The sequence below is a fragment of the Variovorax sp. Varisp36 genome (genome assembly GCF_047304235.1).
Lineage (GTDB): Bacteria > Pseudomonadota > Gammaproteobacteria > Burkholderiales > Burkholderiaceae_C > Variovorax.
This window is the reverse complement of sequence record NZ_JBGLYU010000034.1, coordinates 53,787-65,551: the sequence shown is the minus strand read 5'-3', so window position 1 is coordinate 65,551 and position 11,765 is coordinate 53,787. Positions and strand designations below refer to the sequence as shown.

Below are 11,765 nucleotides of genomic sequence, written 5' to 3'. Positions count from 1 at the left end.
TTTTTTTTTTTTCCGCTACCCCCCCCCCCCCCCCCCCCCCCCCCCCCCCCCGGCCGCCCCCCCCCCCCCCCCCCCCCCCCCCCCCCGGGGCGATGCTAACGGAGTTGGCCGGCACGCCAGGACATCGCCCACGCCTGTGAGTTCTCTATACAATCGCGCGCCTGTTCCGGCAGCCATGTCCAGTTCCCATGGGCAAGATGTGACTTCCGGCACGGGGCGCCATACGTTACTGGGGGGCTTTCGGGGGTATAACCCCGGGGTTCGCCACTGGCGAGCACCCCGACAACGGGGAGCCTGCGTGGCCTGAAAGCTGCAAGGGGCTCCCATGGGAGGAGACACCCAGTGAAAGCGCGTTCCAGTTCGTCCAAGGAGCCAGTCACCGTGAAGAAACCCGCCGCCAAGGCCACGCCAGCACCCAAGCCCGCCGCAAAGAAGGCGCCGGCTGCGAAGCAGGCTGTACCTGCGGCCAAGAAGGTTTCTGCCACCGCACATGGCCCTGTCGCGAAGGAGAAAAGCGCGCCGTCCAAAAAGCCCGCAGCACCACCGGCCAAGGCCGTGACCGCTGCGACCAAGAAGTCCGTCAAGCCTGCAACTGCCGCCACCAGGACCGCAGGCGCGGGCTCATCGTCATCCAAACCCGTCGGCCGCCCTGCTGCCGCTCCTTCTGCTCCCTCGATCCCCATGAAAAAAACGGCTGCCGCCTCCACTTCCGCCCCGGCGACACCCTCGATGCCCGCTCAAACCGCCACGCCAGCACCCGCCGCGCGTGGTGGCCGTGTGTCCCGGCTGTCGCAACTGACCGTGCCCTCGATGCCGCAATCCGTGGCATCGACCGCCGCCAAGTCCAGCTTCTCGCAGGCGCCTTCCAACGCGCTGGTGCCGCCACCGCCACTGGCCGTGAAGAAAGACCCGAAGCTGGCCAACAACTGGAAGACCAAGACGCCCGCCGAGCTGAGCGATGCCGAAGTCATCGCCATGCCCGACGACGAGTACATGAACGAAAAGCAGATGGCGTTCTTCCGCCTGAAGCTCGAAGAACTCAAGCGCGGCATCCTCGAGAACGCCGGCGAGACCACCGAGCACCTGCGTGAAGACACGGTGGTCGTGCCCGACCCGGCCGACCGCGCCACCATCGAGGAAGAACACGCCCTCGAGCTGCGCACGCGCGACCGCGAACGCAAGCTGCTGAAGAAGATCGAGCAGTCGATCCAGCGCATCGACGCCGGCGACTACGGCTACTGCGACGAAACCGGCGAGCCCATCGGCGTGGGCCGCCTGCTGGCCCGCCCGACCGCGACGCTGTCGCTCGAAGCGCAGCAGCGCCGCGAGCTCAAGCAGAAGATGTTCGGGGATTGACACAGGGTCAAGGTAGATAGAAACCAGCGTCTTCGATAGCCTTCGCCGAATGCCAAAGGAAGAATCGGGCCGCCTTTTTTCAAAGGTGGCCAAGTTTGTCCGCAATCCCCTGAAGGATTGGTCGGAGCTGGATGCCCCTGCCGCCGTCTCGACCTCGGACTCCTCGCTGCCCGCCCAGACCTACAGCCGCGAGATGCTGAAGGAGATGATCGAGCGGCGCCAGCGCAACGATTTCGTGCGCCGGCGCGAGTTCGACATGCTGCGCAAGCTGCGCCAGCGCGAAGCTGCGGCCCATGCCTTCGAGGCGACGGTCACGCCGTCCTCGTTCAACCTCAACAGTTCCTCCGAGGGATCGGACGGACGCGCACTCACGCTCAAGAAGATCGACGAGATCGAGCAGCAGATGTCGCAGCAGTGGTGGAAGGGGCGGGGCCCGAACGGCGAAACGCTGGTCAACCCACCGCCCGACGCCGGGGCCGAGACGCTGCCGCCGGTGCATACCGACGAACTGCTGGCCGAGCCTGCCGGACACTTGCCTGTCCCCGCGGCCGCTGAAGCCAGCAGCAGCCCGGCCGCGGCTGCCGGCGACGTGCCGCTGATGTCGTCTCGCCTCGCGCACGACGGCGCGCTGGAAGAAGCGGTGATCCGCTTCGCGCACGGCGACGACACCGGTGCCGAAGCCATCCTGCTGCAGGCCCTGGCCTCCGAGAGCGCGCCGGCCACCGAGGACGGCCACGACAACCCCGCCGCCGAACGCGACGACGGCCGCTGGCGCGCCCTGTTCGATCTGTACCGCGCAACGGGCGATGCCGCGAAGTTCGCGGCCGCCCGCATGCGCTACGCGCAACGCATGCGGCGCATGGGCCCTGACTGGGTGTCGCTCGAAGAGCTGGCCCGCAGCGTCAAGGCCGTGACCGCCAGCGAAGAGGCCGCCGAGGCGGCTGCCGAAGGCGGCGCCGCCCATGCCGATTGGACTTGCCCCGCACGCCTGGCGCGCGAAGGCCTCATGGAGCTCACCCGTGCGCTCTCGAAGGCGGGCGCGGTGTGGACGCTCGACTGGCGCGGGCTGCACGCCATCGAGCCCGAGGCGGCCGCGCCGTTGCGCGTGCTGTTCGCCCACTGGGCCGGTTCGCCGGTCCAGCTGCGTTTCATGGGCACGGCGCAACTGCTGGCCGTGTTGTCCGAGGCTGCGCCCAACAACGAGCGCGGCACCGACGACGTCTGGTGGCAACTGCACCTCGCGGCGCTACGCATGATGCATCTGCCTGACGACTTCGAGCTGGTCGCGCTCAACTACTGCATCACCTACGAGGTGTCGCCGCCCGCCTGGCAGGACCCGTGCGGCGAGTGCACCACGCTGGCCGCGCCGCCTGCGAGTCGGTCCAACTCGGTCTGGTCGCTGCTGTCGGTCGGCGGTGATTCCGAGAGCTTCCCGTCCACCGACAGCGGTTTTGCCGCGCTGGCGGGCGACCTGCGGGGCGAGTCGCTGTCGAACTGGCAGCGGCTGGACAACGACCTGCGCCACACCACGGCGCCCGTCATATCCTGCGCGGCGCTGCTGCGCATGGACCTGGCCGCCGCCGGCACGCTGCTGAGCTGGGTGCGTGCGCGCGATGCCAACGGCGAGCGCGTGCAGTTCGTCGACGCGCATCGGCTCATCGCCGCGCTGTTCAATCTGGTAGGCATTGCCGATCACGCCACGGTGGCGGTTAGAAAAAACTAAACCGGTACCGCTTCTCGGCGGTTGCATTGCCGCCGCACACCCCCAGATGGCTGCGATGGAACAGTTTCACGGCACCACCATCGTGAGCGTGCGCCGCAAGACCCCCCAAGGCGACCAGGTCGCCATCGGCGGGGACGGGCAGGTCACTCTCGGCAACATCGTCATCAAGGGCACGGCGCGCAAGGTGCGGCGGCTCTATCACGGCAAGGTGCTCGCCGGCTTCGCCGGCGCCACGGCCGACGCCTTCACGCTCTTCGAGCGTTTCGAGGCCAAGCTCGAAAAGCACCAGGGGCACCTGACCCGGGCGGCCGTCGAGCTCACCAAGGACTGGCGCACCGACCGCGTGCTGCGCAAGCTCGAAGCCATGCTCGCCGTGGCCGATGCGACCACCTCGCTCATCATCACCGGCAATGGCGACGTGCTGGAGCCCGAGGACGGCGTGATCGCCATCGGTTCGGGCGGCGCGTATGCCCAGTCGGCGGCCAAGGCACTGATCGAGAACACCGAGCTCTCGGCCGAGCAGATCGTGCGCAAATCGCTGGCGATCGCCGGAGAAATCTGCATTTACACGAACATGAATCACACGGTGGAAGCGCTCTGACCATGTCCATGACCCCCCAGGAAATCGTCTCCGAGCTCGACAACCACATCGTCGGCCAGCCGGCCGCCAAGCGCGCGGTGGCCATCGCCCTGCGCAACCGCTGGCGCCGCCAGCAGGTCGACGACAAGCTGCGCCACGAGATCACGCCGAAGAACATCCTCATGATCGGCCCCACGGGTGTGGGCAAGACCGAAATTGCCCGCCGCCTCGCTCGCCTGGCCGACGCGCCCTTCATCAAGGTCGAGGCTACCAAGTTCACCGAGGTGGGTTACGTCGGCAAGGACGTCGATTCGATCGTCCGCGACCTCGCCGAGATCGCGGTCAAGCAGACGCGCGAATCCGAGAGCATCAAGGTGCGCGCGCGTGCCGAAGACGCCGCCGAAGAACGCATCCTCGATGTGCTGCTGCCCCCGGCGCGCGGCGCCGACGGCGCCACGCCTGCGCTGGACGGCCCCAATCCCACGCGCCAGGCGTTCCGCAAGAAGCTGCGCGAGCATCAGCTCGACGACAAGGAAATCGAACTCGACCTCGCCGAGGCCCGCCCCCCGCTCGAAATCATGGGCCCGGCCGGCATGGAGGAAATGACCGAGCAGCTGCGCGGCATGTTCGGCCAGCTCGGCGGCGGCGGCAAGCGCAAGACGCGCAAGCTCAAGATCGCCGAGGCGATGCGCCTGCTGATCGACGAAGAGGCTGCCAAGCTGGTCAACGAGGACGAGATCCGCGCGCAGGCCATCACCAACGCGGAGCAGAACGGCATTGTCTTCATCGACGAGATCGACAAGGTCGCCACCCGCAGCGAAGCCCAGGGTTCCGACGTGTCGCGCCAGGGCGTGCAGCGCGACCTGCTGCCGCTGGTGGAAGGCACGGCCGTGACCACCAAGTACGGGGTGGTGCGCACCGACCACATGCTGTTCATTGCGAGCGGCGCGTTCCACCTGAGCAAGCCGAGCGACCTGATTCCCGAGCTGCAGGGGCGCTTTCCGATCCGCGTCGAGCTGCAGTCGCTCTCCGTGTCGGACTTCGAAAGCATCCTCACGCAGACCCGCGCTTCGCTCGTGAAGCAGTACCAGGCGCTGCTCGCCACCGAGGGCGTGACGTTGGAATTCACACCCGAGGGCGTGAACCGGCTGGCCGCCATCGCCTTCGAGGTGAACGAGCGCACGGAGAACATCGGCGCGCGCCGCCTGTCGACCGTGATGGAGCGCCTGCTGGATGAGGTAAGCTTCGACGCGACCCGCCTCGAAGGGCAATCGATCCGCATCGATGCCGCCTACGTCGACGAGCGCCTCGCGGCACTAAGTCACGACGAAGACCTTTCGCGCTTCATCCTCTGAAGCCGCTTCTCCTCCCCCTGTAACGGGGGAATCCTTCACGCATCACTTTCACTGCGTGGGCTAAGTACTTCATTCTCAACGAAATTCGCCGATTCCGAGGATTTGGAATCGGCGCTAAGTCGTTGATTCCATTACAAAAAATAGCCCAAACGGCCAGTTGCTTCTGAAGTGTTTCCTGCTACAGTGCAAAAAAGTGCAGTTAAGTGGGAAAAAGTGCGGGTAGTGCCTCTTTCAGGTGCTGCAGCACTCCCAAAACAGGGGTTTCGTGGTCGTGTTTCAAGGCGCTTCATCGCTCAGTCTGGATGCCAAGGGGCGGCTCTCCGTGCCGACCCGGCACCGTGACGTCCTGAGCGCGACGGCAGGCGGCCAGCTCACGATCACCAAGCATCCGCACGGATGCCTGATGGTGTTCCCCCGTCCCGAATGGGAAAAATTCCGCGAGCGCATCGCTGCGCTGCCGATGTCGGCGCAGTGGTGGAAGCGCGTCTTCCTGGGCAACGCCATGGACGTCGAGATGGACGGCACCGGCCGCATCCTGGTGTCGCCCGAACTGCGCGCGGCCACCGGCATCGTGCGCGACACGCTGCTGCTGGGCATGGGCAACCACTTCGAGCTGTGGGACAAGGCCACCTACGAGGCCAAGGAGGCCGAGGCCACCCAGGGCGAGATGCCGGATGTGTTTCAGGACTTCGCGTTCTGAGGGCTCACGTGAACACCGCATGGACCCATACGACCGTCTTGCTGAACGAGGCGGTGGAAGCCGTTCTTTCCGGCAGCACGGCGGCAACCGGCACCTACGTGGACGCCACTTTCGGTCGGGGAGGGCATGCGCGTGCAATTCTCTCCAGGCTGGCGCCGGAGGGCAGGCTGATCGCATTCGACAAGGATGCAGAAGCAGTGGCCGAAGCAGCGCGCATCTCCGATGCGCGTTTTTCCATCCGCCATCAGGGATTCCGCTCGCTGGGCGAATTGCCCGATGCGAGCGTCGACGGCTTGCTGATGGACCTGGGCGTGAGTTCGCCGCAGATCGACAACCCGGTGCGCGGTTTCAGTTTTCGTTTCGACGGTCCGCTCGACATGCGCATGGACACCACGCGCGGCGAGAGCGTGGCCGAATGGCTGGCAACGGCCGAACTTCCACAAATTGCAGAGGTGATCCGTGACTATGGCGAAGAACGGTTTGCTGTTCAGATTGCAAAGGCGATTGTTGCTCGCAGACAAGAACGGGGCGCAATTTCAACCACCACCGAACTGGCCGAGCTCGTGGCTGGCACGGTCAAAACCCGCGAGCAGGGCCAGAACCCTGCAACGCGCACATTTCAGGCTTTTCGGATTTTCATCAACGCCGAGCTTGAAGAGCTGCAACAGGCGCTAGAGGCCAGCCTGTCCGTGCTCAAGCCCCACGGGCGGCTCGCGGTGATCAGCTTCCATTCGCTGGAAGACCGCATCGTGAAGCAGTTCATCGCCAAGCACTCGAAGGAGGTCTACGACCGCCGTGCGCCGTTTGCCGCCCCGAAGGTCATGAAACTGCGCGCCCTGGAGCGCATCAAGCCCTCCGACGCCGAGGTAAGAGGCAATCCGCGCTCGCGCAGCGCCATTCTTCGCGTCGCCGAGCGCACCGAGGCGCCCTGACATGGCGCGCATCAACCTGCTCCTGCTGATGGCCGTCATTGCGACGGCGCTGTACCTCGTGCATACGCAGTACCTCTCGCGCCAGCTCTATACCGAGCTCGATCGCGTGCAGCAGGATGCCCGCCGCCTGGAAACCGACCGCGACCGCCTGCAGGTCGAGAAGCGCGCGCAGGCCACGCCGCTGCGCGTCGAGAAGCTCGCCAAGGAGCAACTGCAGATGCGCACCACCTCGCCGGCGATCACGCAGTACGTGCGTCCCGACGGCACGGTGATCCCGGCCGTTGCGCCCGTGGCGCCCGCACCCGCCCCACCCAAGCCGGCCACGAAGCCGGCCGCCGCAGCGAGGGCCGCACGATGAGCCGGGGCAACCGCAGCGTGCGTTACACCACCAGCCCCTTGCTCGCGAGCAAGACGCCGGTGTGGCGCAGCAAGTTCATCGTTGCAGGCATCGCGCTCGGCTTTGTCATGCTGGCGGGCCGGGCGGCCTACGTGCAGGTGCTCAACAACAGCTTCTTCCAGCGGCAGGGCGAAGTGCGCTTCGCGCGCACGCTCGAACTGCCGGCCAACCGCGGCCGCATCCTCGACCGCAACGGGCTCATCCTCGCCTCCAGCGTGGTGGCGCCCAGCATCTGGGCCATTCCGGAGGACATCGAGCGCGATGACCCCGAGGTGCGCGCCAAGCTCAAGCAGGTCGCCAAGCTGCTCGAGATGCCGCAGAAGGACTTCGACAAGAAGCTCGAGGACGAGGACAAGACCTTCGTCTGGATCAAGCGCCAGGTCGACGAGCCCGTCGCCAAGCAGATCGCGGCCCTGAACCTCAAGGGCATCTACCAGCGCAAGGAATACAAGCGCCAGTACCCCGAGGGCGAGGCCGCTGCGCACGTGGTGGGCTTTACCAACGTGGAAGACAACGGCCAGGAGGGCATCGAGCTCGCGTTCAACAAGGAGCTGGCCGGCAAGGCCGGTTCGCGCCGCGTCATCAAGGACCGCCTCGGCCGCGTGGTCGAGGGCGTGGGCGAGACCGTGCCGCCGCTCGACGGCAAGGACATCCAGCTGAGCGTCGACAGCAAGGTGCAGTTTTTCGCCTACCAGAAGCTGCGCGACGCCGTGACCGCGCGCAAGGCCAAGGCCGGCAGCGTGGTGGTGCTCGATTCCGTCACCGGCGAAGTGCTGGCGCTGGCCAACTACCCGAGCTACGTGCCGGACAAGCGCCAGAACCTGACCGGCGAGCAGCTGCGCAACCGCGCGCTCACCGACACCTTCGAGCCCGGTTCGACCATGAAGCCGATCACGGTGGGCATGGCGCTGGAAGCCGGCCGAGTGAAGCCCTCGACGCTGATCGAAACCAGCCCCGGCCGCTTCCAGCTCGGCGGCTTCACGATCAGCGACACCCACAACTACGGCACGCTGACGGTGGAAGGCGTGATCCAGAAGTCGAGCAACGTCGGTGCGCTCAAGATCGCCCAGAAGATGACCCCGCACGAGATGTGGGACACCTACACCGCGCTCGGCTACGGCCAGAAGCCGCAGATCCAGTTCCCCGGCGCCGTCACGGGCCGGCTGCGCCCGTGGAAGACCTGGAAGCCGGTCGAGCAGGCCACCATGGCCTACGGCTACGGCCTGTCGGCGTCGCTGTTCCAGATGGCGCATTCGTACACCTCGTTCGCACACGACGGCTCCATCATTCCGGTGACCATCCTGAAGAATTCAGAGGCGCCGGTCGGCGTGCGCGTGTTCTCGCCGTCGAATGCGCTGGCGGTGCGCAAGATGCTGCAAATGGCCGCCGGCCCCGGCGGCACCGGCACGCGCGCGCAGACGGTCGGCTATTCCGTCGGCGGCAAGTCGGGCACGGCCCACAAGCAGGTCGGCAAGGGCTACGCGAGCAACAAGTACCGGGCCTGGTTCACCGGCATGGCGCCTATCGAGAAGCCCCGCATCATCGTCGCCGTGATGATCGACGAGCCGAGCGACGGCCAGTATTTCGGCGGCGTCGCCGCGGCCCCCGTGTTCAGCGAAGTCGTGCAGCAGACCCTGCGCATGATGAACGTACCGCCCGATCTGGCGGTCAAACCGCTTGTGATGACGCAGGGCGTCGACGAGAGCTTCTGAACATGCTGATCTTCACTTCTCCCCAACTGGCCGCGGCCTGGCTCAAGGAGCGTGCGCCGCAGGCCGCGATGCATGCCGACAGCCGTGCCGTGGGTGCGGGCGACGTCTTCGTCGCCTGGCCCGGCGCCGCGACCGACGGGCGCAAGCACGTGGCGGCCGCGCTGGCGCAGGGCGCGGCGATCTGCCTGGTGGAGCACGAGGGCGTGGAGGCCTTCGGCTTCGAGGGCGACGAGCGCATCGTGAGCTACCCCGGCCTGAAGGCCGCTACCGGCCCGATCGCCTCGGCCTTCTACGACAACCCTTCGGCCCTGCTCGACGTGCTGGCCGTGACCGGCACCAACGGCAAGACCTCCACCGCATGGTGGCTGGCCGAATCGCTTTCCACGCTGAGCGCGGCGGGTGGCGTGCGCGCGATGAACCCCGACGGCACCGTGCAGCGCGATGCGCCGTCGCCCTGCGCGGTGATGGGCACGCTGGGCATCGGCGTGCCGCCCGAGCTGACCTACACCGGCCTGACCACGCCCGACCCGGTGATGCTGCAGCGCGAGCTGCGTTCGCTGGTCGAGCGCGGCTTCGGCGCCTGCGCCATCGAGGCCTCGTCCATCGGCATCGCCGAACGCCGGCTCGACGGTGCGCAGATCGCGGTGGCCGTGTTCACCAACTTCACGCAGGACCACCTCGACTACCACGGCAGCATGGATGCCTACTGGCAGGCCAAGGCCGAGCTGTTCCGCTGGCCCGGCCTGCGCGCAGCGGTGATCAACATCGACGACACGCACGGCGCCAGCCTGTGCGCGAACCTGATCGACGCCGGTATCGGCGCGCTCGACGTCTGGACCGTCTCGGCTGGCGGCAAGCCGGCCCGCCTCATGGCGCGCGACATCGGCTACGACGCGCAGGGCCTGGAGTTCTCGGTGGCCGAGCACGGCACCACCGCGGTGGAACGGCTGTCGACCGGCCTCATCGGCCAGTACAACGTGGCCAACCTGCTCGGCGTGCTCGGCACCCTGCGCGCGCTCGGCCTCACGCTGGCCCAGGCCGTGGCCGCCTGTGCCAGCCTCACGAGCGTGCCGGGCCGCATGGACCGCGCGGGAACCGGCGAAGGTGCACCGCTGGCGGTGGTCGACTACGCCCACACACCCGACGCGCTCGACAAGGCCCTGATCGGCCTGCGCCCGCTGGCCAGGCAGCGCGGCGGTGCGCTCTGGTGCCTGTTCGGCTGCGGCGGCGACCGCGACCCGATCAAGCGCCCGATGATGGCCGCCGTCGCCGAACGCCAGGCCGACCGCGTGATCGTCACCAGCGACAACCCGCGCAGCGAGAAGCCCGACGCGATCATCAGCCAGGTGCTGCGCGGCTTCTCGCGTCCCGAGGCCGCGCAGGTGCAGCCCGACCGCGCCATCGCCATCGCCGACGCGATCGCGCAGGCCGCGCCGCGGGACGTCGTGCTGATCGCCGGCAAGGGCCACGAGGCCTGGCAGGAAATTGCCGGCCAGCGCATCGACTTTTCGGACAAGGCCCACGTGCTGCAGGCGCTGGCGAAGCGGAGTGCCGCGGCATGACCGACACGACGCCGCTCAATATCACGCTGGCCCAGGTGCAGCAATGGATTCCGGGTTCGCGCCTCGTGGGTGACGCCTCGACCGTCATCGCGCGCGTGCACACCGACACGCGCACGCTTGCGCAGGGCGACTTGTTCGTCGCGCTCAAGGGCGAGCGCTTCGACGCCAACGACTTCCTCGCCGATGCGAAGAAGCAGGGCGCCGTGGCCGCCATTGCGCACCGCGGCCTGGAAGCCGTCGGCCTCGCCGGCCTCGAAGTGCCCGACACGCTGGCCGCGCTGGGCGCCCTCGGCGCGGGCTGGCGCGCGCAGTTCGAGCTGCCGCTGATCGCCGTGACCGGCAGCAACGGCAAGACCACGGTCACGCAGATGATCGCGGCCGTGCTGTTCGCCGCGCGCGGGGAACGTGCCTTGGCCACGGCCGGCAACTTCAACAACGAGATCGGCGTGCCGCTCACGCTGCTGCGCCTGCGCGCGCAGCACCAGCTCGCGGTGCTCGAACTGGGCATGAACCATCCGGGCGAGATCGCGCGGCTGGCCGCCGTTTCGCGCCCGACCATCGCGCTCGTCAACAACGCGCAGCGCGAGCACCAGGAATTCATGGCCACCGTCGAGGCGGTCGCCGTCGAGAACGGCGCCGTGTTCGCGGTGCTGCCCGATGACGGCACGGCCGTGTTCCCCCATGGCGACCCCTTCACCTCGCTGTGGACCGACATGGCGCATGCCACCGGCGCCCGACGCTGCATGACCTTCGGCGAGTCCGAAGACGCCGACATCTCGCTCGACAGCGCCGAATGGAAGCAGGGCGCCTGGGCCGTGCGCATCCGCACGCCGCTCGGCGCCTTTGACGCGCGCCTGCACATCGCGGGCCGGCACAACGTGGTCAATGCGCTGGCGGCCACCGCCTGCGCGCTCGCGGCCGGCGTGTCGCTCGAGACCATTGCCGAAGGCCTGTCGGCCTTCGAGCCGGTCAAGGGCCGCTCGCGCGCCAGCGAGATCGTGCTGGCCGGCGGCCATGCGCTGACGCTGGTCGACGACAGCTACAACGCGAATCCCGATTCCGTGATTGCAGCCATCGACGTGCTCGCCGCCCTTCCGGGCCCGCGCCTGCTGGTGCTCGGCGACATGGGCGAGGTGGGCGATCGCTCGCCCGAGTTCCATGCCGAAGTCGGCGCGTGGGCGCGCCGGCGCGGCATCGAGTCCGTCTACACGCTGGGCGCGGCGACGATGCACACCGCCACCGCTTTCCAGGAGAGCGGCGGGGGACGCGACGGACGCCATTTCGACGAGTTCGACGCGCTCGGCGCGGCCGTGCTCGCGCGCCTGCCGCAGGTCGGCAGCGTGCTCGTGAAGGGATCGCGCTTCATGAAGATGGAGCGCGTGGTGAAAGCCATCGAGGCACAACAACAAAAGGAGGCCGGTCATGACGCATGAGCCGCGCGAAAAGAC

10 protein-coding genes are annotated in these 11,765 nt (G+C 67.6%); all 10 read left to right on the top strand.

Going from position 1 to position 11,765, the window contains the following annotated elements; all coding sequences use genetic code 11:
- The first annotated feature begins 555 nt into the window (after window positions 1-555).
- The 10 genes from dksA (at window position 556) to ACCD11_RS19705 (ending at window position 11,750) form a co-directional block, all read left to right on the top strand.
- Window positions 556-1,356, top strand: a complete 801-nt coding sequence (dksA, locus tag ACCD11_RS19750; RefSeq protein ID WP_413315137.1) for an RNA polymerase-binding protein DksA — start codon at window positions 556-558, stop codon at window positions 1,354-1,356.
- Between the two features lie 85 nt (window positions 1,357-1,441).
- Window positions 1,442-3,079 carry an STAS domain-containing protein gene (locus ACCD11_RS19745; RefSeq protein ID WP_413315136.1) on the top strand — a complete coding sequence of 546 codons (1,638 nt, stop codon included), beginning with the start codon at window positions 1,442-1,444 and terminating at the stop codon, window positions 3,077-3,079.
- A gap of 55 nt (window positions 3,080-3,134) precedes the next feature.
- Window positions 3,135-3,680, top strand: coding sequence for an ATP-dependent protease subunit HslV (hslV, locus tag ACCD11_RS19740; protein WP_007832466.1), 546 nt, complete (start codon window positions 3,135-3,137; stop codon window positions 3,678-3,680).
- Window positions 3,681-3,682: 2 nt separating this feature from the next.
- Entirely contained in the window at window positions 3,683-5,014 is a 1,332-nt protein-coding gene (gene hslU, locus ACCD11_RS19735) for an ATP-dependent protease ATPase subunit HslU (protein ID WP_413315135.1), read from the top strand.
- Between the two features lie 271 nt (window positions 5,015-5,285).
- A complete protein-coding gene (mraZ, locus tag ACCD11_RS19730) occupies window positions 5,286-5,714 on the top strand; it encodes a division/cell wall cluster transcriptional repressor MraZ (protein WP_012746060.1) in 429 nt (142 codons plus the stop codon).
- A gap of 8 nt (window positions 5,715-5,722) precedes the next feature.
- Window positions 5,723-6,646 (top strand): 16S rRNA (cytosine(1402)-N(4))-methyltransferase RsmH, encoded by a 924-nt coding sequence (rsmH, locus tag ACCD11_RS19725; RefSeq protein ID WP_007832459.1) that lies wholly within the window; start codon window positions 5,723-5,725, stop codon window positions 6,644-6,646.
- Between the two features lies 1 nt (window position 6,647).
- Window positions 6,648-7,004 (top strand): cell division protein FtsL, encoded by a 357-nt coding sequence (gene ftsL, locus ACCD11_RS19720; protein WP_413315134.1) that lies wholly within the window; start codon window positions 6,648-6,650, stop codon window positions 7,002-7,004.
- Window positions 7,001-8,755 (top strand): peptidoglycan D,D-transpeptidase FtsI family protein, encoded by a 1,755-nt coding sequence (locus tag ACCD11_RS19715; RefSeq protein WP_007832457.1) that lies wholly within the window; start codon window positions 7,001-7,003, stop codon window positions 8,753-8,755. Before ftsL ends, ACCD11_RS19715 begins: the two co-directional genes overlap by 4 nt.
- A gap of 2 nt (window positions 8,756-8,757) precedes the next feature.
- Entirely contained in the window at window positions 8,758-10,317 is a 1,560-nt protein-coding gene (locus ACCD11_RS19710) for a UDP-N-acetylmuramoyl-L-alanyl-D-glutamate--2,6-diaminopimelate ligase (protein ID WP_413315133.1), read from the top strand.
- Window positions 10,314-11,750 carry a UDP-N-acetylmuramoyl-tripeptide--D-alanyl-D-alanine ligase gene (locus tag ACCD11_RS19705; protein ID WP_413315132.1) on the top strand — a complete coding sequence of 479 codons (1,437 nt, stop codon included), beginning with the start codon at window positions 10,314-10,316 and terminating at the stop codon, window positions 11,748-11,750. The genes ACCD11_RS19710 and ACCD11_RS19705 overlap by 4 nt, the downstream gene beginning before the upstream one ends.
- Window positions 11,751-11,765 lie beyond the last annotated feature (15 nt).